The 24,092-nt window shown below is 40.2% G+C and carries 17 protein-coding genes; 5 read left to right on the plus strand and 12 right to left on the minus strand.

The window, feature by feature from the left end:
• The first annotated feature begins 22 nt into the window (after positions 1-22).
• The gene (locus HX021_RS07350) at positions 23-802 is read left to right on the plus strand and encodes a helix-turn-helix domain-containing protein (protein WP_286589501.1); all 780 of its coding nucleotides are present in this window, start codon (positions 23-25) and stop codon (positions 800-802) included.
• Between the two features lie 402 nt (positions 803-1,204).
• Positions 1,205-2,521, plus strand: a complete 1,317-nt coding sequence (locus HX021_RS07355; protein ID WP_286589502.1) for an NYN domain-containing protein — start codon at positions 1,205-1,207, stop codon at positions 2,519-2,521.
• A gap of 33 nt (positions 2,522-2,554) precedes the next feature.
• Here HX021_RS07355 and HX021_RS07360 read toward each other — a convergent pair whose 3' ends face one another.
• Positions 2,555-3,220 (minus strand): DUF2625 domain-containing protein, encoded by a 666-nt coding sequence (locus HX021_RS07360; RefSeq protein WP_286589503.1) that lies wholly within the window; start codon positions 3,218-3,220, stop codon positions 2,555-2,557.
• A 219-nt stretch (positions 3,221-3,439) separates the two neighbouring features.
• On the opposite strand from HX021_RS07360, the gene HX021_RS07365 reads away from it, so the two are divergent.
• Entirely contained in the window at positions 3,440-3,970 is a 531-nt protein-coding gene (locus HX021_RS07365) for a YfiT family bacillithiol transferase (RefSeq protein ID WP_286589504.1), read from the plus strand.
• Between the two features lie 88 nt (positions 3,971-4,058).
• Here the strand turns inward: HX021_RS07365 and HX021_RS07370 are convergent, their stop codons facing one another.
• From HX021_RS07370 to HX021_RS07405, 8 genes are all read right to left on the minus strand, one after another.
• Entirely contained in the window at positions 4,059-4,283 is a 225-nt protein-coding gene (locus HX021_RS07370) for a hypothetical protein (RefSeq protein WP_286589505.1), read from the minus strand.
• A gap of 60 nt (positions 4,284-4,343) precedes the next feature.
• Positions 4,344-6,824 carry an SEL1-like repeat protein gene (locus tag HX021_RS07375; RefSeq protein WP_286589506.1) on the minus strand — a complete coding sequence of 827 codons (2,481 nt, stop codon included), beginning with the start codon at positions 6,822-6,824 and terminating at the stop codon, positions 4,344-4,346.
• A gap of 181 nt (positions 6,825-7,005) precedes the next feature.
• A complete protein-coding gene (locus HX021_RS07380; protein ID WP_286589507.1) occupies positions 7,006-7,710 on the minus strand; it encodes an NUDIX hydrolase in 705 nt (234 codons plus the stop codon).
• A 4-nt stretch (positions 7,711-7,714) separates the two neighbouring features.
• Entirely contained in the window at positions 7,715-8,626 is a 912-nt protein-coding gene (locus HX021_RS07385; RefSeq protein WP_286589508.1) for a cysteine hydrolase family protein, read from the minus strand.
• A gap of 16 nt (positions 8,627-8,642) precedes the next feature.
• The gene (nadE, locus tag HX021_RS07390) at positions 8,643-9,425 is read right to left on the minus strand and encodes an NAD(+) synthase (protein WP_286589509.1); all 783 of its coding nucleotides are present in this window, start codon (positions 9,423-9,425) and stop codon (positions 8,643-8,645) included.
• Complete coding sequence (locus HX021_RS07395; RefSeq protein ID WP_286589510.1) at positions 9,415-10,911, minus strand: nicotinate phosphoribosyltransferase; 1,497 nt, start codon at positions 10,909-10,911, stop codon at positions 9,415-9,417. Before HX021_RS07395 ends, nadE begins: the two co-directional genes overlap by 11 nt.
• Positions 10,912-10,915: 4 nt before the next feature.
• Positions 10,916-11,728, minus strand: coding sequence for a phosphoribosyltransferase family protein (locus tag HX021_RS07400; protein ID WP_286589511.1), 813 nt, complete (start codon positions 11,726-11,728; stop codon positions 10,916-10,918).
• A 453-nt stretch (positions 11,729-12,181) separates the two neighbouring features.
• A complete protein-coding gene (locus HX021_RS07405; protein ID WP_286589512.1) occupies positions 12,182-13,384 on the minus strand; it encodes a M20 metallopeptidase family protein in 1,203 nt (400 codons plus the stop codon).
• 242 nt (positions 13,385-13,626) lie between these two features.
• Between HX021_RS07405 and HX021_RS07410 the strand changes: the two genes are divergently transcribed.
• Complete coding sequence (locus tag HX021_RS07410; protein ID WP_286589513.1) at positions 13,627-14,535, plus strand: helix-turn-helix domain-containing protein; 909 nt, start codon at positions 13,627-13,629, stop codon at positions 14,533-14,535.
• Between the two features lie 76 nt (positions 14,536-14,611).
• Positions 14,612-15,811 (plus strand): MFS transporter, encoded by a 1,200-nt coding sequence (locus HX021_RS07415; RefSeq protein WP_286589514.1) that lies wholly within the window; start codon positions 14,612-14,614, stop codon positions 15,809-15,811.
• 46 nt (positions 15,812-15,857) lie between these two features.
• Here HX021_RS07415 and HX021_RS07420 read toward each other — a convergent pair whose 3' ends face one another.
• The 3 genes from HX021_RS07420 to HX021_RS07430 form a co-directional block, all read right to left on the minus strand.
• Positions 15,858-20,048, minus strand: coding sequence for a two-component regulator propeller domain-containing protein (locus tag HX021_RS07420; RefSeq protein WP_286589515.1), 4,191 nt, complete (start codon positions 20,046-20,048; stop codon positions 15,858-15,860).
• A 61-nt stretch (positions 20,049-20,109) separates the two neighbouring features.
• Complete coding sequence (locus HX021_RS21670; RefSeq protein WP_353621023.1) at positions 20,110-22,665, minus strand: glycoside hydrolase family 88 protein; 2,556 nt, start codon at positions 22,663-22,665, stop codon at positions 20,110-20,112.
• A 226-nt stretch (positions 22,666-22,891) separates the two neighbouring features.
• Positions 22,892-24,079: an alginate lyase family protein gene (locus HX021_RS07430; RefSeq protein WP_286589516.1), complete on the minus strand. Its 1,188-nt coding sequence runs from the start codon at positions 24,077-24,079 to the stop codon at positions 22,892-22,894.
• Between the last annotated feature and the right edge of the window lie 13 nt (positions 24,080-24,092).

Genomic DNA, 24,092 nt, shown 5'->3' on the forward strand with positions numbered 1-24,092 from the left:
CATTCATTTAATCTATAACGACATGAGTTATTCTGATCACATTTCAACCATCGAGCATATAAAAAAATCTACTTTTGTATGGTTTGAAGAGAACTGGGTACATGACGACGAGCTTCATAAACATCAAAAAGCGCAATTGATTTATGTCAAGCAAGGTTTCCAATACCTTACAGTGGCAGGTAAGATGTATTTACTTCCACAGAATCATGTCGCATGGATTCCTTCCAATGCTATACATAAGACCAATTCACATTCTAAAAGTATCAAGTTAATGGTCTTATTTTTTGATGTCAGCTTAGCAGATCCATTTTTTAAAGATGTACAAATATTTGCAGCTCCAAAGGTTTTAAAGGAGATGATCTGCTACACTGAAAAATGGTCCAAACTGACCGAAGAGAATGAGCGTGAAAAAATTTTCCTCCAGGCACTGCTATCTGAGCTCCCTTCTTTTGGAACACAATTATTAAATTTAGAAATTACGCTTCCCACCGAAAATAGGTTGCACAACATTTTACAGCATATCCATAAGCATTACACCAAGTCGATAAAAATGGAAGAAATTGCCATCCTATCCAACTTATCTCTTCGAACAATCGAACGATTATTTAAGAAAGAGACAGGAATGACCCTGGCGAAATATCAGCAACTGCTCCGTATTATTAAAAGTCTTGAGCTCTTGAGCACTGGCGAATTGACCATTTCCCAAATTGCCTATAAGGTGGGCTATCAGAGTGTACAGGCTTTTACGAATAGCTTTTATGTCATTATGAAATATCGTCCTTCAGCATTTATAAACGAGTAATACAGGCTAAGGTAAACACATGTAGCTCCACAGCTACAAAAATATTTGATCCTCTCAAAAAAAAGATCAATTAGTTGCGAAAGTGTAAAACATACACTATCTTTGTGTCATCATAATTTAGGTTTATAATTGGTTATTTAAGGTTTTCATTCTCCCCGTTTGAAAACCTTTTTTTATTATATTATAACGTACATATACCAAAATCAGCTGATCCATTATGGTCAACCAGTGGAAAAATGGCCAGCACAGCAAATAACAGAAAACAACATTACTACAGGGATGATTGAAATTAATTCTCAAAAAATTCAATAATTCTTCAACAATACCGTATTTTTAACCATACATCCAACCAAGGGTATTGGATAAATCATAAAAACACATTGAAAACTAAGTAAAGTACATATGGCAGAACATGGGGATTTACAAATCGCAATACTGATAGATGCGGATAATGTCTCATATCGCAAGATCGAGGAGATTTTAAATGAAGTCAAACGATATGGAATTCCCACAATCAAGCGGATCTACGGTGACTGGACCAACCCATACGTGGAGAAATGGAAAGATAAACTACTTACTCATGCCATCACGCCCATACAGCAATACAGCTATACACAGGGTAAAAATTCGACAGACTCTGCACTGATCATCGATGCGATGGATATCTTACATTCGGATCGTGTTGGGGGGTTTTGTATTGTCTCCAGTGACAGTGATTTTACGCGCTTGGCCACTCGCCTAAGGGAATCCGGAAAACTCGTTATTGGTATCGGGGAAAAAAAGACCCCTAAACCGTTCATCGCCTCATGTGACAAATTTATTTATGTCGAAATTTTCGAGAAAACTACAAAAAAAGAAAATACTGTAAAGAAAAAACAGCAGAATCCTCCCAAACCCGTTGCTGTTGACAACAGCCCAAGCATTGCGGTCCTTGATGAGGAGACATTAGAATTGCTCAAAGATACTGTAGACGATACCGCAGATGAAAATGGCTGGGCTTTTTTGGGCGAGATAGGTAGTCTCTTCAATAAACGGCGGCCTGATTTTGACGCGCGCAACTATGGGTATGATAAGATGTCACATCTCTTTAAAGCTTATAAAGAAGATTTTGAAATTGAGGAGCGCAACACGGATAAATCAAGAATAAAACATTATTATATTCGAAATATTATCAAACGTCCCTTATCTGTTCCCCCTACCTCCTCCACAACAGACAACCTGAAACAGGAAGGGGCAACAACGGCCACAGCTGGAAATACAATAAAATCAACAAATTCTTCCAGTGGTAAAAAAGGACGTCAGGAAAAAAAACGCCAGCATAAGGCTACAGATCCGCAACAACAAATCACTTCGGAGCAAAACGTACAGGAGCGAAAAACAGCGACAAGTTCTGGCCCATCAGCACCGACAACCGACTATCTGTCGTTTCCATCCAAAGGAAACAAGATCACAGCTGATGATGCAAAGAAATCACAGATCAAAATTACAAAAGAGTTTAAACCTCTGTTTCCAGCGAAATCCCAAAAGCTAAGGATTGTCATTCAATCTGAAGAATACGAATGTAGCTTCACCCATCGTGGTAGAGGGTTTCATGTACTTAAGCTAGGCAAGGAGGCTGCAACGCACCTTGGGCTTGCAGAGGGGGTCCAATTAAAGATCACCAAATTGGACGACAATAGCTTTGCTCTCGAAAATCAATCGCTCACAATCAGTGCGTAAAACACTATCAATAAATGTAAGCTAATGAGATAATCATTTCTGTCCAGCCAGTTCCATCGTAAGATGATAATTTTCGTCTATGGACACCACTTTACGATCCACTTTTCGAAAATCACTGGCTTGGGCTGTCCATAGAAAGGGGTAAAATGAAAATACTTGGTTTCCGTCCAGATGGCTTACATCTTCGGTCCAACCTTTCCATTTAAACGTTTCATAAAACTGACGTATATCTCCATTCAGCGCCCAGTAAACGAAATCTGAGTAGCCACATTCCAGGCTTTCCCATTGCAGGGTATCTTGTGCAAAATAATATACATGCCCGATTTCCTCCCCCAATGTTCCTGCATTAATAGCAAAATATCCGCCCAAGACATCATCTGCAATAAGCAGAAAACCTCCTTTTTCACCTTCTTTTTCAAAACTTTTGCCCTTATTCCAGTCCATTATCCCGCGATTCAGTTGCGGCGAACCTGAGCCCAATATACGTAACCAACCGCCATCAATCAGGATTCCTCCAGTTTGGTGGATAATGGCCCCCAGAGGTGATTTTGTACTTATCTGTGCACGTAAAAGTTCCTCATCTGCTCTTTTTGGATGTCTGGGCAATATCACATAGGAATTGTTCGCATTCTTCATCCATTTTTCGACCAGATTCCATCCTGATCCTGCTGTATCAATCAACTCTTTAAGACTCTTCATTCGATCTGTTTTATCTATATTCATGGCAGGCATTGCCGTTTACTTTCTTGATGAACTGGACTAGACGGCATGCAGCTAAAACCATTATTGAATGTCCGAAATTACCACAATTCTTGCTGTCTTCCAAATTGGTAAAAGACATGAATGAAGTTTGTTCGCTTCCTATTCCGCTTGAAAAATAAAGATTGAAGGTTGCATCAATTTTTGTTAATTTTAGCTATGCAACATGAACTAGAAAAATTAAGATACCCAATAGGCCGCTTTGCCATACCAGACAGCATTGACAGACAATTGTTAGGCGATTGGATCAAGACCATTGCTGATTTTCCAGCACGATTAAAATCTGAAGTCAACGATCTCACGGATACTGCACTGGAAAAGAAATATCGTCCTGATGGTTGGACCATACGTCAGGTCATCCATCATTGTGCTGACAGTCACATGAACAGCTTTATTCGTTTCAAATTGGCCTTAACAGAAGAACATCCAATCATAAAACTTTATGAAGAAGATTTATGGGCAGAACTTCCTGATACCAAAAACAGTCCAATAGAAAGTGCTATTAAACTATTGGAAGGGTTACACGAACGCTGGGAAATCCTCCTAAAAAGTTTGACAGAGGAGCAACTTGAAAGAGCATTTATTCATCCAGCCACCAAAAGACTTATCACATTGAAAGTAAATGTTGGTCTATACGCCTGGCACTGTAACCATCATCTGATGCACATTGTCAATGCCAAGAACAGATGATTACCTGAAAATCACCCGATCTAAATACCCCAAACTTTTATAATCAGATCGGGTGATAGCATGATAGAATCAAAATAAGAATTGGCGCCTATAGTGACATCACCCAGATAACGGCCATCAATGCAGCAATCGCTAGGGCCACAAAGCCCGAAATTAAAAAAGATAAGAAATAGTAGCCAATGGTATGTGACCGTTTCTTCACCAAATTAACCATTCCCACGATTAGGGTATATATGCTACCAAAACCAAAGAATATGATCGCGATCAAATCGATCAGGATACCACTAAAATCTATATTTGCGGATGACAGCATGTTTGTTTTTTCTTTTTAAAAGTCTTCTTCTTCCAACTGATCTCAGACGAGCTGATTTTTTTATTCGGTCAGGTCGATGTTATTCTGTTCTGCAAAATTTAACCAAAAGGTATATTTGTCCGGATTGGCTAATGTCCCTTGCTCACCATAATGAAATAATAAACGACTTACCGCATATGCATAGACACTATCTTCATTTGCCTGTTCAAAATAGCGAATGGCCTTGTGCATATTTTGCTTTACCCCTAAACCATATTCATAAAGAATGCCATAATATATTGCAGCATATTGTCCTTCGGCATCTCGTCTCAGATAACGCAACAAATTGGAATAGTCCTGCTTTTGGTAGTAGATTTCAGCGAGCTGGGCATCATTACTGATGCCTCCTTTTTCCGCTTGTTTAAAATAAGCCAATGCAAGATCTAAATCTTGCGTCACATATTGTCCATCATAGTACAAATTGCCCAAATTGCTCATGGCTTGTTCCTCACCCAACTCCGCAGCACGACGATAAGCATCGAGTGCCTTTGGAATATCCATGTCCACACCATGCCCGGTAGCATAAAGGTAGCCCCAGTTATTCCATGCTGGTGCATGTTGCTGTTCCATGGCCTGTGTATAAAAAGACATTCCTTTGGCAATATCCATTACTTCTTCGTTTTCGCTATCACAATAAATATTTCCAAGCAAGTATTGACAATCTGCGCTCCCCCGCTCCGCTCCGATAGTCAGCACTCGGATAGCTTCAGCTATTTTACCCTCCAGATTTAATTGCCGTCCTCTTTCGTGCAAAGTTTCATTGTCCAAATAGTTTTCATATCCCTGCCCTTTTCGTTTTATCCATTCCTGATAAAACCGTACGAAGTAGTTTTGGTCATGCCCCTGCAAATTATATTTATCCATGTACAGGCGTCCAAATTCTGTCTCCGGGATTTGCATCCTATTTCGTTTCAGGTTCAGGTAAAATAATTTTTCACCTTGAAATAATAGCAATAGTTCGCCATCATTATTCTCTGGATGTGGGTAATGGAGGGGCTCACAGATATAATCATATAATTCACTAAGGGTATTGGTCTTCGTATCGTAGTAATACATACCACTATTGACCCGAACACGTATAAAATCTAAAAAACAATGTTCTATTTTTTGATAAGAGAGGTCCGGTCTGAGCAACCAGGTATCACGATAGGCATCATAAAGTCCATGTCCTTCAGAACAAACAACGACAAAGATATCTTTTCGATACTGCTGTATACTGTCTACCAAAACCTTATCTATTTGTAGATCTGTCAACCGGTATATATTATGTTCAAGGGAGTAGATCCGCCACCGTTTATTTTTAACATATGCTATACTTCGGTAATCATCCAATACAACAATACGGTCGATATCCATATCCAGCAGCACTCCATCAGGTTTAATGACTGCTATCTTCGGCTGTAATTTATTCGGTTTGATCCAAAAGTACTGCCCCGCAAGAGGCTCTAAGCTACCTTCAAGAAAATCACCAAGATAACGACCATCCATCCGGTAATATTTTCGCTTCATAGTTCCCGTTTGTCGTTGAAAGAAGAGCTTATTATAATCGTAAGCAAAAGGCGCTGCTGCTGCTTCGGTGACAACAGCTGTCCCATCGACAGACAAAAGGAAATAGCTTTCCCCCTTTTTAGCGTTCAAATAACCACGGGTCAACCATTCTAATGCGTCATATATCGCAGGCACACTCAAACGATTGGCCTGAATATGCAGTATACCCCATTTCTCTCCAATCGCAACTTCGGCGTAATCAGTTCCGTTTATACTTTTTGCATCGAAGGCATCTTCATATTGACATGGTGATAACACGACACCTGCTTCGTTGATATAACCATATAAATCATCCTGCTCAACAACGGCAATACCATTATCATTAAATTCGAATATTTCCTTATAAATAGCTTCTGTCAGTATATTTCCCCGGGCATCTTTTAGCCCCTGCCTTTCATTCTCCTCGTAGACCTCAGATCCCCTATTCCGTAATACATCTTCTTCCCACAGTCCTAGGCCATATCCGATCCAATCGGTCTGGAGCATTTCCAGGAAAGTGTGATATCCCGACAGCTGTAAAATTGGCTGCAACACATCTAAATTTTGTCCCTGGATGGCCTGATCATACAATAATACCTTTTCTTTTATTTCTTCAACCCAATTTTTGGCCTGTTCAGTATGCTTTTCATCATTCATGTTAAAAACATCCCGTCCATCAATTTGAAACGTGTCAAAAGGAAGGTTTTCCAAAAATTCGAACATCTTGTTGATTGGTTCATCATACTGCTTTTTATAGTGCAGCTCATATGCATCAGCCAATAGGGAATAAAAATTACGGAGCTTTGCAATTCCCTCCTCTTTATCGGTATACAGTTGAGTACCTTTAGATCGGATATGCGACGAAAATAAAGGGAGTAACAGTGCAGGAATTTCATAGTTCCATTCCGCCAAATAGGATGAATATACTTCCTTAGTCTTGAAATCTATGTTATAGATATAAATACGATGTGCCATTTCACTTTTGCTTTTCTTATTGGCCTGCCTTTAACCTATCATTAGGGAATGATCTTGCTGAGCCTTTATTACAGGGCCAATATCAACATTACCATACTTTATTGAGTTACGTAAAAATACAACATAATAGATGAGTTGGATTAGCTGAAAACAGGGATTTTTCATTTCTAGCATGCTCCCCTCAGACTTCAAAGTAAAATCCAGTTTCCTTCAGTTTTTGGTACTTTACTTTGTCAAAGCTGTACATCTTTGCTGCTCTGGCATGTCGGTTCTTTTGCTTGCTGCTATGATCGATCAGCAATCCCATACCAAGAATTTTTTTACGAAAATTCCCCCGGTCAATAGACCGTTGCAAAATAGTTTCGTATAATTTGTGTAAATCCGGCAAAGTAAACTGTTCAGGAAGTAGCTCAAAGCCAATAGGCTGATAACGAATTTTACCCTTGAGCCTTTCGATCGCCACAGTTAATATATGCTGATGGTCAAAAGCTAAATCACGCACTTCATCCACATCAAACCATTGGACTGCATCAATATCAAGCCCAGCCGCCAAGATATAGGCCGTAGGTCTAACCAAGGCATAATAGGCAATGCTGATAATCCGTCCCCTGGGGTCACGATCTAAATCCGAAAATGTATAGAGCTGCTCAAGAAAAATATCCTTAAGGCCCGCTTCTTCACTCAGTTTCCGGCGGGCGCACGCATCGGCGGTCTCATCCTCCTGAATGAAACCACCGGGAAAAGCCCACATTCCCAAAAACGGTTGAATAGCTCGCTGGGTCAACAGTATCTTGAGCTGATTGTTCTCAAACCCAAAGATGACGCAATCAACGGTAATTGCGGGCCTTGGATATGCATATGTGTATTTATTCTCCGAAATAGCCATAGCGTTATAATATTACATCAGTCGTTTTTTTGATCTGAATACCATATTTTTCTTTGAGCCATTGAAACTGCTGTAAGGTATCTTCCTCAAATCCAGCAATTGGGGACATACAATCGATCAGTAAGGTAATCCGTGAAGTAACCGTTCTATTTTGGCTAAAATGCTCCAAGATCTGAACTGTTGAAGCTAAAACACAATGACTTGAAGCTTGCCCTGCGATGTAAACATGATCATATTCTTGAATAGCTTGAAGTACTTCATGATTTACAAATTTATTATTGTCATATTCGGCTTTGATAATACCATACATTTCGGTATTGGGGTCCTGCCCTTTGTACACCAATATCGGTTTGACATTACGCACAGCACTATGGAAATACAGCATATTGGTGAATTGGCCTTCCAATTGAGCGCCAAAGGTACCTTCCAAACAATGATAAGGCCAAATACATAGCTGTTTTTTTCCTTCAGCGGCCAGATTTTGAAGATAATTCAAAGATAATGCAGGGTCTCCATCTGCAACGGCCCAAATTCCATCCACAACATCTTCATAACGAATAACAGTAAAAGGGGCTGGATGATTGCCCTGCCGATCCACCCACCAACTCGCATGGAAAATCTGTTTTATCGAATGACAGTCAAGACTGCACATCACCTGCGTCAGGTGCTCCAGATTCTGATACATCCACTGTGTCAGGCGCCGCACATCTGCTCTGGAACCATCCACAGCTAAACTACCGATAGATTCCATAAAATCATTCTGTACATCAATAGCCAACAGAAGCGTCCGTTTTTTATCGGATGCGGCCGGCAATACCTTTTCCATCTGTGCCATTGACAAAATATGGGGCATATGGTTCCCATTCGAAGAAGCAATATGCTTTATATCAACGATCTGTTCATATGTTGTTTTCATATTTTACAAAATTAATTTAGCCTTTAAAAATAGGAATTGCGGCAAATTTGTGTGCAGACTGTTGAATACGTTTACCAATGCGTTCATCTACATCTGCATTCCCTGATGTGCCAGTTAAAATAAATCCATCAATCTGAGCATAGCTCATCCCTAATTCATCCTCATCTGTCTGCCCTTCCCACAAACCCGCTGATGGACGCTTATACTGGATAGATTCAGGGACACCAAGATATTTGGCGAGGGTATATACCTCCTGTTTCGTAACTCTCGCAAGGGGATTCAGATCATAAGCTCCATCCCCCCACTTGGTAAAATAACCGACTGTTGCTTCAGCCATATTCCCCGTACCAATCACAAATCTGCTACTCAATTGTGCAAATTGATACAGATAAGTCATACGCACACGGGGACGTATGTTTGCCTGGCTCAATGCCCGATTAGCCGGGTTGGCAGCAGCGACAAAATCTTCATCATTGATCATCAGCGCATCAACAGCAGGCTGAATATCAAAAACATGATATGGAAAGTCAAATTTATGAATGAGTTCCATGGCATGTTGATGGCTTTTACTCGTACTCATATCACTACCGTATGGCAGCAGCACAAGCTGAACATCAACTTGAGCAAGCCTACATAGACAAGCTACAACACTACAATCAATACCACCACTCATACCCAGCACCAACCCTTTGCGATGTGCCGATGTTACCTGCTCAGCAATCCATGATGCCATTTGATGTGCATACTGTTCAACGTTTCCATCATGGATGAAAAACGCTTTGTTTATATTATTTTCCATATACTCGAATTGTTTCCGTTTTTAACCTATTTCTTATCTCCTCGAAGCTGCTCATGTAGACAAATTTACCGTCCAGATAACACTCTTGCAGCAAGTTTTTATCCTTCAGCTCGGCTACGGTCTGTGGATTCAGATCATCGATGAGCCTAAAATCATTCGCCTCATCGATGACAGCGACCATTCCTTTCTGTGATTTTTTAAAATTGCCGGTGTCTGTAGCTGGACGTTTTTGAATAGCCTTAAACTGACCATCGACGATTTCGGCAGTACCTTTCAACGCAAAGCCAAACGTATCTCGGGTAACATATTGGTAGGTATACGATCCTATTCCAAGAATGACATTCGTTGAAGCAAATCCCTTTTCCATCAAGCCCTGGCAAATTTTATTCGCTCGCTCCACCGTAATTGAATCACCATATACAACACCAATATGTGGATCAAGCTCCTTGAATCCTTTATCATTGGTCGTTCCACCAAATAGTTCGAATAAGCGCTCCACGATTCCTTTCTGGACAGTTGTACAATCGGAATCTGCATCTCCACAGATAATCTTCACCGGATCACCGCTGTCGGGGCGAATCACAACTTTCCCTTCTCTTTCCATAATAAGCTCCTTCAGTTGCGGCAGTACATGATCTACCACATTCCACAAATCATAAGTATCGGATACAATGGAAATATTTCCACTTGGATACACCTCAGTAATCAAATGCCTAAAAGCGTCAGTTTCCTGCTCTCCATAAGAGCACATCACACTATGCTCTGTAGATGGTGTATACATCATGACATCACTTTCTGCTTTATAGTATGTCTTAAGATACTCTCTGACCGACAATGTTGCTGAAACACCAAAACTAAGTAAATGTCCCCCAGCTGTGCGGTAAGCGGCCTCGGGCGCCCCCATACCCCGCATTGAAAAATCCCCGGCCTGCGTAAACACCTTTTTGACATCTCCGGTCTGATCGGCAAAACCTGTCAACAATCGTTGATAGCGATCAGCGATTGTTGCTGCAGTCATCGGAGACCAGATGTACGCTGAGAGTTGAGTTTCGAGGTAACCAGGCAGCCAAAAAAAATCTGGATGTGTATTTTCGATGGTAAACATCGGTACACCTATGGGTACTAAACTACCTTCTTTCAGTGCATTGACTTTGATGGGGAGATAACCCAGGCGATGCAAGTCCCGGATATGACTAGATTGATGAGTGTTTGCAAAATCAGCATTTGTGCTTGCAAAAACCGAGGCAATAGCTTCTTCATAGGCTGCAACGACATCCGCTTCCTCTTGGGCAAAAAAGTATCGATCAAAGGAGTCGGTGATTTCCGCTAAAGCTCCCTGCAGACCAAAAAACACAACATGGCTGATCCCTTCAATACGGGACATACGTGGTGTCCACGTTTCATAGACCCATTCTGTATGGGCTGGATATTGATCTTTATGGCACAACTTATAACCATCGGTCCATAGAATTGGATTTTTGCTCATTGATTTAAACATAGCTTTCAGTTATTACGTTGATATAATTTATTTTAGGATGTTCTGTATTCATCATGGAATCTGTCGTAAAAACAAGATCGATGGGTGAATCATCATGTAACAAAGCGCCCTTTAAAATACGTGGTTCACAATGAGTCACTAATAGGTGGATCTCACCAGCACCCATTTCTTTCAAAATCTTTCCTGCCCAGAGGAAGGTTCCTCCTGCCGAACACAAATCATCCACAATAATACATTTTGCACCTTTAGCGACTACTCCTTCTTTTAATTCCATGCTTTCAATACGTCCATTCTGTGGATTCCTCTTTTTTTCAAAAACACAGACATCCGTATAACCGCTATTGATATAGCGCGCTGCAGCCCCCTTGTCCGGAAAAACAATCCGATCCTGATCTGAAAAACCTAGCCGTTCCATCAATTCAGGCAACCAGTCCAAAGCTGGGTAGATCGCAACGCTATTTTCCAATAGCTCCAACGTTTTATTTGAATGCGGTTCAACCACATATACTTTCTCAAAACCTAAGCTGTTGATAAATTCAGCAACATACTTCAAAGTAAACAGGTCTCCATCAATCTTACGGTCCATACGGCTATAAGGCATATAACGAAGCAATAACCTGCAGTGTCCACCATCCTGCTCATCCAATCTTTTTTTGATAAAAAGCAAACGAATTAAATCGCCATCTTCCTGATACCTGAATTCAATGAGATTATCTCTTGAGATCAACTGATCAAAATCCTTCACCTTAGTTTCTCCGTTTGGAAACTGCTCCGTAACGATCTGATGTTTATTTAATGTAACCATAGCATTTATGTTTTTAGCCTCTCACTGAGTATTTTTTACTCAACAAATATGCGCATTAATTTTATACTGGCAAATTTTACTGAGTACTTTTTACTCAAAAAAATAACAATAACAATTAAGTAACTGTATATCAATAATATATTTTTTAAGATAAAAACCCAACATCAATGAGTTCTGATATTCATATACTCCAAAACACAGAATTCATTATCGATATGTCAACGCTGCCGGCAGTTTAAAGAAACGAGAAACCAACCAATAAAAGTATGGTTGGCATTAAACTAATGGAATACAGGGATAGCATCCGCTAAATAAAAACAAGAATGAAACGTCTGAAAAAGAGGCAAACTTGAAAAGCTTAAAAATTTAGATCTCAATAGTACGGAAGTTAAGCGTAAGCTTAAAGAGCACTAACTGCAAACGTTTGATAACCGTTTGTCAATATCAATTAATCTATTCATTTAATAATGCCATAGCCGTGTTGACCATAGCAGAAACGGCTGTTCCAAAAGCTTTCTCATCCAGATTGAATTGCGGATTATGTAGACCAAACTGAGTAGACTGATCATCATTATTCGTTCCGACCAACATAAACAAAGAAGGATAGCGATAGGAATAATAAGCAAAGTCTTCTGCTGCCATCCAAATTTCCAGATCTTGAGGAACCTCATTTCCCATGGTTTCTTGGAGAATACATTTTACCGCCTGTGTTAAATTTGGATCGTTATACAATGCTGGATAACCATGTTTAATTTCCATCTCAACGGTAGCTCCTAAGGCAATGGGCAGTGCATGAGCAATCTCTTCAACTGTTGCGAGAGCTTCTTTGCGCCACACCTCATCCATTGTTCGGAATGTGCCGGCAAGTTTCACCTCATCGGGAATGACATTCGCTGCTCCATCTCCTATAAAACGGCCAAAGGTCAGTACGGAGGGAATAGCTGGATTTGCTTTTCTGCTGATCACCTGTTGAAGTGTCGTCAACAACTGCGCAGCGATCATAATCGGATCAACTGCTTGGTGCGGCTCCGCGGCATGGCCACCTTGCCCCTTGACCGTAATATAAAATTCATCACTTGAAGCCATGAATCTTCCAGAACGGAGTCCAATTTTACCCAAGGCAACACGTGGGCTTACATGTAAGCCTAAAACGGCTTTAATTTCTCCTCCAAAAGATGCTAAGATTCCTGATTCTAAAATCTGGAGGGCACCTCCAGGGATTTTTTCCTCTGCCGGTTGAAACAACAGGATAACTTTCCCTGCAAACGCTGCTTTGTGCTTATTTAAAATAGAGGCGACCCCCAAAAGGTTTGCCGTATGAAAATCATGCCCACAGGCATGCATGATTCCTCCATATACCGATTTATAATCAACCTCATTCTGTTCATTTATCGGTAATGCATCAATATCAGCCCTCAAAACTACGATGTGATCACTGGCCTGCTTCTCCCCCTGGATGATTGCAACAACCCCCGTCTTGGCAACAACGTCAAAGGATATTGCCATCCTGCTTAGCTGATCCTGGATGTAGGCGCTTGTTTTATACTCTTGAAAAGACAATTCGGGATGTCGATGGATATGCCTACGCATTTCCACGAGATACGGAAAAATTTGCTCGATTTCGCTATCTATTTCTTTTAACAACTGATCTTTCATAACAAGATTATTTTGGAGAAAGTGCTAATCGCACTTCTTTCAGTACCAAGTTAAATTAAATATAACAGACAAAAAAATAGAGTCTCATAAAGCTGGCAGTCATCCAAAGCTTCTGGTAAGATTATATTTTTTCTAATAAGGCCCGCTACAGGAGATGGCAATACGACCAATCCTGGAACGATTAGCTAAAAACTTATTTATCGATATCCTTCAAATTGTTTGATTTTTATAACTTTACCCCTATGATAACGTCCGAAAATATTTCTGATTTTTACAAACGGGTATTTCGGGATTCAAATTATCCCGATGGTTCATCTTCGATGCAGATGTCCCACTTCAATGTATTCTCCCGCGAACATTGTCCGCTAAAATCCCCCTATAACAGGAAGGACTACTTCAAGATTTCGCTCATGATCGGTGAAGGACAACTTCACTATGCCGACCAATGGATTTCCATAGACCGTCCGGCGCTTGTCTTTTCAAGCCCATTAGTTCCTTATTCATGGGAAACAACCAATCCAAACCAAAAAGGATGGTTCTGCCTGTTCACCCAAAAGTTTATTCAGGAGGACAAGCAATACAATCATAGTATTCTTGAAAACCATTTTTTTCATACAGGGGGAAGTCCTGTTTACTTTCTGACTCCAGATCAACTAACACTGTTTGACACCATCTTTCAACGAATGAATACTGAATTGCGTTCTGACTTCAGGTATAAATATGAAATCATCAGAAACCAGCTGCAATTGCTTGTCCTTGAAGCATTAAAAATGAAACCTATCCATGAGTTTTCACCTTATCAGAATTCAAGTCAACGTATCTCTTATTTATTTTTCGAACTTTTGGAAAGACAGTTCCCGATTGATACCGAGAATTTACTGCGCCTAAAAAATGCAACAGATTATGCACAGTTACTTAATATTCACGTTAATTCATTGAATCGGGCATTAAAACAAAGTACTGGAAAAACGACGCATGAGCTTATCTCTATGCGTATTATACAAGAAGCAAAGGCGTTGCTTCAACATAGCCATTGGAACATCAATGAAATCGCTTACGCCTTGGGATTCGAGGAAGCTGCAAACTTTAGTAATTATTTCAAAAAAAACACAGGATTCCCCCCACTTGCATTCCGAAATAAGGTGGTTTGATTTTCATAACAATTTGTTTGAAATCTATAGGTATTTAATTGATCAACGGAATTATTTTTGTCGACAAATCATCAACATGGAAAAAAGCACTCAACCCAAGCAATCTTTCATTCCTACAATACTGGCTTTTGCCCTTGTTCCGATTACCGGCCTTGCCACTGATATTTATTTACCATCTATGCCGCAAATGGCTCAGGAATTTGGTCTCCATGAAAGCAAAATCCAGCTTACGCTATCCTTATTTTTGATCAGCTATGGTGTTGCTCAATTTTTCACAGGAGCACTAGTAGATGCCTGGGGCCGGTATCGGATCAATCTCATCTCCCTTTTTCTTTTTATCCTTAGCTTTTGGGTCACAGCAACAACCCAGGATATTTGGGTTATCTATCTCATGCGTATTCTCCAGGGAATCTTATCTGCCTTTGTCGTAATCTCGAAAAGAGCATATTTCGTTGATGTATATGAAGGCGAACAACGCAAACACTACCTCAGTATCATGACAATTGTCTGGTCCATAGGTCCGATCATAGCCCCATTTATTGGTGGTTATCTTCAGACGCAGTTCGGATGGCGCTCAAATTTCTTCGTACTTGCGATTTATAGTGCTGTACTTTTTGTACTGGAGTTGATCTTCTCTGGTGAAACAATCAAACAGAGAAAAACACTCCATATCAAGTATCTTATTGCCGAATTCAGAATGATGTTACGGACCAACGATTTTACGTTTGGGGTATTGATGTGTGGAATTTCCTATGGCCTGGTGATGTTTTACAACCTGAGTGGTCCATTTTTTATCGAACATGAGCTTGGTTTTAGTGCGATTACTACTGGCTACACTTCACTTATTATGGGACTCGCATGGATGTGTGGCGGTTTCATCGGTAAGGCACTGATCAAAAGAACACTGATCCCAAAATTGAGAATCGCCAATTTCATACAGATCATACTCATCATTTTAATGATTGCTGTTTCACCTTACCAAGCCAATCTGTACACACTGACTTTTTTTGCCTTTTTAATCCATTGTACTGCAGGCTTTATATTCAACAATTACTTCAGTTACTGTCTGGGACGGTTTCCTTTGTCAGCAGGAATCGCAGGTGGACTGGTCGGAGGCATTACCTATTTGGTGACATCTTCGCTCAGCTATTTCACTGTCAGTCTTATTAACCCTTCCTCTCAGCTCCAAATCGGACTGGGCTACGCTATATTTGCCTTATTGGGTTTTGTTACTCTTTTTTTTATTAGTAAACTCATTAACGATAATAGATCATAACATCATTTACCCGAAGGCTAAGGTGATTAATCAGTATTTTTTTGGACTACCTTTCCTTAACACTAAATTTTTCAACGTATGTCCGGGGACTTTCCTTATAGAATTTCTTAAAAGATTTACTAAAATATTTTGGATCATTGAAGCCAACCTGATAGGCTACTTCACTAATACTCAATTCAGTATTGTTCAACAGGATATATGCAGCTCTCTTCAACCTTACCATATTGATAAATTCAATTAGGTTCAATCCTGTTTGCTGTTTAATTTTTCGATACAGAACAGATCTGCTCACTCCAATTGCTTTCGTCAGCTCCTGCACACCAAAATCTTCACAACTTAGATTTTCCTCCACAATAGTCAATACCTGATCCAAAAACCGCGTTCTTTCCGGTACATCTGTCTCATGCCCTCCCAAAAGATAATGCTGAACAAATTTTTCCTCCAAGCGCTTTCGCGTCTGAATAATATTTGATATTTTCTGCATCAAATGTGGCATGCTGAAAGGTTTGGTAATATAATCATCAGTGCCTTCTTCAAATGCTTCTGTAATATATGGATCCGCAGTACGGGCAGTTAACAGAATAACAGGAATATGATTTGTATGATTATCATTTTTGACCTGCTGTAATAATGTAATACCATCACATTTTGGCATAGTCACATCAGAGATGATAATATCAGGCTGTTTCTTATGGATGATTTCCAAGGCTTCAATTCCATCATTTGCCTCTAAAACAATATATTTTTTTCTTAAATTTTCACAAAGAAAACGTCTGAGCTCCACATTGTCTTCTGCAACTAAAATAATTGGTTTATCTTCCTCGACAAGGTCTAAGTCCAGATCCAACAGATGAGCACCGGGTTCAGCAGGTTCAGTATCGACAGGAAACCTATGGTCAACAGCGCTAACTCCATCCAGTCGAGACCTGGTATCTGTTACCAACAAGTCATCTACAGTGAGGTTCTTTTGTGGTAGGCTAATACGAAAGACTGTATTAAAAACCGAAGAATCCTTAGCCATATTACTCTCCACAGTCAATGTTCCACCATGCAAATTGATAATGGATCGCGATAAAGCAAGTCCGATACCACTACTGGTAGCCGCAAAGCCCTCGGTATTGGCCTGATAAAACTGTTCAAATACAAAAGGAATATCTTTGGTCGGAATTCCCCGACCAGAATCCCATACCGACACAAGTAATTTAGCATCCTCTCCTTCGCCATCGATAACAATTTGGACCTTTATCTTACCTCCATGATCCGTAAATTTAAACGCATTATAAATCAGATTGACAAGAACTTTCTCAAATTGCTCTGGATCTAAAACCGCTGTATAACCGTCTGGAATATCCTCTTCTAAAGAAAAAGTAATATTATTTTTTTCTGCTATAAAGTGGAAGTTCAACAGAATATTTTTAAGATAATCGACTACGGCTACTTTTTGATAAAACAATTTCATCTTTCCCCCCTCATGTTTTCGAAAATCGAGCAATTGATTGACTAAGTTCATTAATCGATCGGCATTCCTTGTTGCATAACCTAAATGTTCTTGGGCATATGCTGACAGGGAATGATCTGTTTTCAATTGATTTAATGGTCCAATGATCAATGATAAGGGTGTACGGAATTCATGCGATATATTCGTAAAGAAATTTAATTTAGCTTCGTGCAATTCTTCTTGCTGTTCGGATGCCAGCTGTCGAATCAGAAGATCACGTTTAAGCTTATTGCGGCCATGGAAGAACCGGACAATAGCGTATACAATATACCCAAGAAGCAATACATAAAGCGTATATGCCCACCATGTTTTCCATGGTGCTGGAAGAATTCTTATTTTTATAACGGTTGCTTTTTCATTCCAGACACCGTCGTTATTAGCTCCCTTGATGTAAAGTTCATAATGGCCAGGATCCAAATTAGTATATGTAGCGATCGGATTATTCACAAAATTCCATTCCTGATCAAAGCCTTTTAAATAATAAGCATATTTATTTTTTTCGGGATGTACATAATTCAACACACTAAATTCCAGACTGAATACATTTTGATTATGGTCGAGCACCAATTCATCCATCATGGAAATATCTTTTGGAATAACACCATCAATTCCAGGTCTTATTGTTTTATTAAATAGTTTTAGATTAGTAAACTGGATTGGTGGAACGTAATTATTTACACTTAAACTATCCGGATTGAATAAGGTAAATCCGGAGAAACTACCAAAAGCGAATTTGCCATCACGCAACGCTTTCGCGGCATTTTGGATATATTCATTTCCTGGAAGCCCATCTATTTTCGTATAGGTCCGCACCTGACCGGACTGTGGATCAAAACAGGCTATCCCAATGTTTGTACTCAACCATAATTTATTTTTCAGGTCGCTAAGAATTCCAAACACATTGTTTACAGGTAAACCATTATGCTCATTAAACCGTTTAAATGTTTTCTTTTCGGGTAAGTAAAGGTTTAACCCGCCCATATATGTCCCAATCCAAATTTGTCCCTTTTTATCTTCATGAATGCTAATAATATCATTACCACTGATGGAGAGCGAGTCATTCTTATTGTTAAAAAAGGCGATAAATTTGTCGGAACCAGCAATCTTAAGATTCAGCCCATTGGAAGTGCCTATCCAAAGATTACCTTTTGAATCTTCCAATAATGCACGGACCATATTGGAACTCAGCTGTTTTTTACTGACATCAAAAGTTTGGAAATTTCCTGGTTTTTGATTCTTTCGCAAGACTTGCAAACCTCCTCCAAAGGTCCCGATCCATATATCACCATGCCGATCTTCTAATATGGCATATACATTATTGTTAGCTAACCCATTGGTCGTATTTGGATCATATCGAAAGTGCTCATATTCCGTTTGGCCTGTCCGTCTCAGATTCAATCCACCATCATAGGTGCCCACCCAAAGGTTTCCTGCCCGATCAAGACAAATGGATTTCACATTATTGTGGCTTAAACCATTACTATTGTTTTTTTCATGCCGTTCATTCCGAAAAGAGTGGCCTAGCCGGTCAAAATAGTTCAAACCTCCACCTTCAGTGCCGATGATAAGATCACCTTTCGCATTCTCCACAAAAGCACTGACAACATTGTAGCTCAAGCTATTTCGCCGTGATTGATGGGTAAAATTTTGAAAATTCGGAATATCCTTATCATAAATATTAATTCCACCAAAATAGGTCCCGATCCAAATAGAACCTCTCCTATCCTGAAATATGGGGCGTATAGAATTATTGCTCAGGCTATTGGGGTTGCCGTCATCAGATTGCATAAATAATAATTTCCCCTTTTGATACAAATAAAGGCCATTGAATGTCCCGATCCAAATGCTTCCATCCACCGCTTTTTTCAGCGAACGAACATCTTGAGTTGCCAGATTTGTAAAACGGTTATCATCTCCAGTCAACGAAGATATTTGCCCAGTGTGCTCATTGATGACCTTTATCCCATTATATTTGGTACCTACCCAAAATATACCGGGACTGACTTCCAAAATGGCCTGAAACCGTTGGTTTACATTCTTATTCCAGGTTTTCTGGTTAAAATAGATGTGTAAAATTTTTAATCTATTTTCATCTTTTGATATTGCCTGCATCAAAACAATGGCATCATCTGTACAAAACCAAAGTCTTTTCTGATGGTCCTCGTAAATCGTTCTAAAATTTCGGTAATACTCCCGGCCATTATTTCCTTCAACTGTTATTTCATTAAAAACAAGTTCTGCCTCTAATTGAGGCCCCTCCTTGATTTTATATAGGCCAACACTGGTGGCAACCCAAATAATTCCTTTAGAATCTTGGAAGATCTGATGCACATTTACTTCTACCTTTCCATTATTACTCTCAACAGTAGGTAAAGAAATACGAATAAAATTATCAGAATCACGGTTGTATAAATTAAGACCACCAGTTGTTCCTATCCAAAGGCGATGTTTCTTATCTTCCGTAATTGTCTGTATAAAATTGTGATCTAAAGAAAGGCTATCCTGTGGGTTGCTTCTATAAATTGTAAATTTTCTGGCGTCATATTTATTCAGGCCATCCCGTGTTCCAATCCACATAAATCCAAGGTGATCCTGTTCAATGGCAAAAACACTGCCTTGGGATAGCCCTTCATTGACATCTACATGTAGAAAACGATAATTCTTCTCCTGTGCATGTAAAATAGAAAGCATACCCAAAGTACTCAAAACCCAAAGTATACAGCTACGTAATGGCATCATAAGGTATTATAATTGAAATGGATTGCTAAAAATAATCAATCCTTTCTATAAACGCCAACAGTTATTGTTTTAATCGATCATTTAATTGTTGATCGTAAAGTGACTCAATCAGCATCTTTTTATGTTGATTCTCCCAGAATCCATCAATCCGATCTGTAAACCGGCCAGCACTTTTCTCTCCATCCACTCCAATGGCAAAATTTTGTCCGGAAGCCCATGGCCTTTGAACTGTGGCATGCTCCACTTTGCAATTCCATAGGACCTGGGTGATTCCGGCCCAACCATGTCCGCTTCCCCAGTTTCCACGGTCCTGAACGTTGATTTCTCCATCTGTCTCAATCTGATCATAAAGAGTACCCACTGCCCATCGATGATGTGGTCCGATATCTGCGTGAACACGCTCAGCGACAGATAGACTAAATACGTTTGGACCTAGTGTCCTGGCTCCTGTTACATAGTCGTGCCGCCCCTCGGAACTGTACAAACTTTTAAACAAATTGAGCTGTCCGTTATTATTGAATGAGTAACGGCGCCCACCGGTAATCTGAGATTTTGCATCCAGACATTTAGACCTGGTTACGGTCACTTGTTTGGCCAAAGGCCCCAAGCTTACAGCTGCATAACCAAAATAACGGGCAGTAATATTGCTTATCCATGCATTTTCGACCTTGTTCATTTCGACAGCTATCCAACCATGATTTTCGTCGGTATCACTGACATATTCGGATTCAAAACGCAAATTTTCAACACCCACTTCTTCAATACGCCCTGAAAATCCAAATGGGACAACAGCTACCTCGCCAAAGGTGGGATCTATAGCCATTACAACTGGATTATCCAACATAAGTGTATCCCCATGGACAGCAGTAATCTTACGTTCAAATTTCAAATTATATTCTTTGGCGGTCCATTGCTTTGTTCCCTCCCGTGCGACGATCTGGTTCATTTTGGTTGCGGCAATCCAGGTATCGTTCAGCACATAGGATAAAAGTATAGGCTCTCCAGCAGAAAATCCATGATTGCCTTCTACGATTACATATCTGGTCCCTACAGGAACGTATTGCTCCTTAACAGTTTTTTTTCGGGCATGATCTTCCATATACTCCCCCTCACCAACAATCTTCAGTAGGCTCCGTTGCTGCCGACCAGTGGCACGAAGTAAGGTTCCCCCTTCGGCATCCCCTTCCCCACGAAGGACAATACCGCTCGATCGAATCGTGAGGCTTCCAGGAATATTATAGACACCTTTCTGAAGTAAAATTGCTCCCCGAGAGCCATTTTTATCCTGTGGTATTGCCGATATTTTATCAATCGCAGCCTGTATGGCCTCTTGGTCATGACCGTTCAGAGTAGGTTTTATCGTGATGGTCACGGGGACACTTGGTAAATTTCGGTCGCCTTGATGATAACCGACCCGACTGAAGTCGGGAATTATATTACCTTTTTCATCAGGAAAATAAATCAATCTTCCTTCTGGATCTTTTTTGACGAGACTTGACTGTACACGTTCCGAACGCAGGTTTTCTTCTCGGAGCAAAGCTTCCAAGAAATAGTAATCGGCATAGCTTAACGGTTTGTCAACTTCTGTATTACTGGGTTTCGAACCGGTACTATGCAATAATATAAAACCTTTATTTTTATTGGGCGGTGACATATAATTATCGATCAAGTTAGATAATATTGTCTGTGCTTTCTTTGCATAATCTTTTCCCTGTTTGCTGAAAGTACTCAATTCCAATAAACCGGATGCAATTACCGTCGCTGCCGATACATCACGTGGTTCATCCGGAATATTGGGTGCATCAAAATCCCAATAAGGGATTAGATCTTTGGGCATATGCGGGTGTGCAAAAAGCCAGCTTGCCACTTTCTCAGCTTGCGCTAAATATTTAGGGTTACCTGTTTCCCGATAACACATGGTATAACCATATAGGGCCCAGGCTTCCCCTCTTGCCCAAGTAGACTCATCACTTAGCCCCTGATGGGTATTCCTATGCTGTACTGCTCCCGTCTTGGGGTTATAATCAATGACATGGTAGGTACTATAATCAGGCCTAAAATGGTTTTTGATCGTCGTATTTGCATGACTAACAGCGATATGGTAAAAAGTAGAGTCTCCGGTGAGTTTCGTAGCCTCAAAAAGCAATTCAAGATTGAGCATGTTATCAATAATGACTGGAAAATCCCAACGATGGCTGTTATGGTCCCACGACCGGATGCAGCCCACTCTGGGATTAAAACGTGTTGCTAAAGTTTTGGCGGCTTGGATGATTACATCCCGGTAATGTGGATCCGCTGTAAGCCTATAGCCATTTCCCACGCTACAATAGATTTTAAATCCCATATCGTGGGTTTTACCGTTGTACTGTTCAGCTTCTATGGATGAAGTGGTTTCCATAGCTAACTCTTTCCACTTTGCATTTCCTGTCCGCTCATATAAAAACCATAAGACTCCCGGATAGAAACCACTTGTCCAATCGCCGCGTTTCACTGCGACCAACGTATTATCTTCCGATAATGTCCTGGGCGACACCAGGGATGAATCGTTTCTTTTCAGTAACTGCAACTCTTCGTAAAGTACTTGAGACTGTCTAGTGGCAAGATTCCACGCTTTCATGGATTGACCTGGACTTTGGGCCATGCTAACTGGGGGATAGCACATACTGGATATCAAACAAAGAGCCCATATAACAAACTCTTTTTTTAGCTTACCACAATTCAGAAAATGGTTATATCTTTTTAAAGATGATGCATTAAAATTCATTTTACAATTACTTTTTAGGTGAAATAAGGTTAACTTGAAAAATATCTGGCTAGTCATCATGGGGCAATGCCCAGGCTTTTTATAACCATATCAAAGGATTACGAATGGGCAGATTGCGAATCACCTCATCTTCAGTCGGATTATGGTCAAGGTCAGCCCATAGACGAAAATAAGCTTCGTTCTGGAAAGCACAGGAAGAAAACACCAAAGTGGGGTGGGCAATAGGCCATTGATCCCAATACATCACATCTTTTTGATAAGGCCATTTTTCTTTGTCTTTAATATAAGGTAACATAAAATCGATTCCTTTCCGTATCGTTCTACCATCAGGCAATGTATAGTTCCATAAGGATCTATCTCCTTGTGACAGGATATGACAAATCATGGTCATGGCGTCCAAGTTAAAAAGTGAATAGCCATAAGGTTTGGTACGCTTTAATTCTAGGGGGAAACTACCATCTACTTCCATCTGATTAGGCAGCAGTACTTTCTGATAACGATCTACACAAAAATTGAGTAAGGAAGTGTCACCAACCAAACTCGCAAATGAAGCCACCTGCATCACCCAACAGGTACCATGATTATTTGCAGCATTCATTTCATCTTTACCATATTGGTGTTCCGTCAACCAACGTAAATATGCTTTAAACCACTGATGGATCGCATTTTTAGATGACTGCGGAAAATGTGGATCATTTTCCAGAACTCTTACTCCCTGGGCTACTTCCATTAGATGGATAGTATCGATAATGCCAATACCGCGGCCTGTAAAACGGCCCTGTATGGCTTGAGCATAAAGAAGATTTGGGTTCATTCTCGTTTCAGCATCTACGAACCATGCATTTAAATGGGTAAGTGCATGTTCCACATATTTCCGATCAGGATTCAGCCGGTAAGCTGATGCCAACGCACCAATGATTTGACTAAAACGGATCATCGCCTTCCTATGGGCGACAAAATTAGCAGGATTACTCATGCCATCCTGTTGAATATATGGGGCATGCCCATCCTTTGGATCAGGCCACCAGTAGTCTCCTTCTGAATAAAAGTCGTGTATACCTCCGGCACTTCGATCCGCATGGTAAGCCGTGACAGTTAGCGGCTTTTGCTTCAGTGCCCAGTAGGTTTTTTTTTCGATAATGGGACGTAAAACGATCTTGACTTCCTGAATAGAATAGCTATCCGGCTCCTTTGCCCCCATTAGTATCGGAAATACAGCGATTCCAATTAAAGAGCAAAAAAATCTGACCATTGATTTTGCATTCATTTTTCCTCCATTT

This window comes from Sphingobacterium sp. N143 (assembly GCF_030325625.1).
Taxonomy (GTDB): domain Bacteria; phylum Bacteroidota; class Bacteroidia; order Sphingobacteriales; family Sphingobacteriaceae; genus Sphingobacterium.

Bases quoted from the DNA above. Each gene is read 5' to 3' on its own strand.
- HX021_RS07365 (WP_286589504.1), top strand. From the start codon at position 3,440: ATGCAACATGAACTAGAAAAATTAAGATACCCAATAGGCCGCTTTGCC.
- HX021_RS07410 (WP_286589513.1), top strand. From the start codon at position 13,627: ATGATAACGTCCGAAAATATTTCTGATTTTTACAAACGGGTATTTCGG.
- HX021_RS21670 (WP_353621023.1), bottom strand. From the start codon at position 22,665: ATGAAAGCGTGGAATCTTGCCACTAGACAGTCTCAAGTACTTTACGAA.
- HX021_RS07400 (WP_286589511.1), bottom strand. From the start codon at position 11,728: ATGGTTACATTAAATAAACATCAGATCGTTACGGAGCAGTTTCCAAAC.
- HX021_RS07395 (WP_286589510.1), bottom strand. From the start codon at position 10,911: ATGAGCAAAAATCCAATTCTATGGACCGATGGTTATAAGTTGTGCCAT.
- HX021_RS07430 (WP_286589516.1), bottom strand. From the start codon at position 24,079: ATGAATGCAAAATCAATGGTCAGATTTTTTTGCTCTTTAATTGGAATC.
- HX021_RS07360 (WP_286589503.1), bottom strand. From the start codon at position 3,220: ATGAAGAGTCTTAAAGAGTTGATTGATACAGCAGGATCAGGATGGAAT.
- HX021_RS07420 (WP_286589515.1), bottom strand. From the start codon at position 20,048: ATGATGCCATTACGTAGCTGTATACTTTGGGTTTTGAGTACTTTGGGT.
- HX021_RS07385 (WP_286589508.1), bottom strand. From the start codon at position 8,626: ATGAAAACAACATATGAACAGATCGTTGATATAAAGCATATTGCTTCT.
- HX021_RS07355 (WP_286589502.1), top strand. From the start codon at position 1,205: ATGGCAGAACATGGGGATTTACAAATCGCAATACTGATAGATGCGGAT.
- HX021_RS07415 (WP_286589514.1), top strand. From the start codon at position 14,612: ATGGAAAAAAGCACTCAACCCAAGCAATCTTTCATTCCTACAATACTG.
- HX021_RS07380 (WP_286589507.1), bottom strand. From the start codon at position 7,710: ATGGCTATTTCGGAGAATAAATACACATATGCATATCCAAGGCCCGCA.
- nadE (WP_286589509.1), bottom strand. From the start codon at position 9,425: ATGGAAAATAATATAAACAAAGCGTTTTTCATCCATGATGGAAACGTT.
- HX021_RS07350 (WP_286589501.1), top strand. From the start codon at position 23: ATGAGTTATTCTGATCACATTTCAACCATCGAGCATATAAAAAAATCT.
- HX021_RS07370 (WP_286589505.1), bottom strand. From the start codon at position 4,283: ATGCTGTCATCCGCAAATATAGATTTTAGTGGTATCCTGATCGATTTG.
- HX021_RS07405 (WP_286589512.1), bottom strand. From the start codon at position 13,384: ATGAAAGATCAGTTGTTAAAAGAAATAGATAGCGAAATCGAGCAAATT.
- HX021_RS07375 (WP_286589506.1), bottom strand. From the start codon at position 6,824: ATGGCACATCGTATTTATATCTATAACATAGATTTCAAGACTAAGGAA.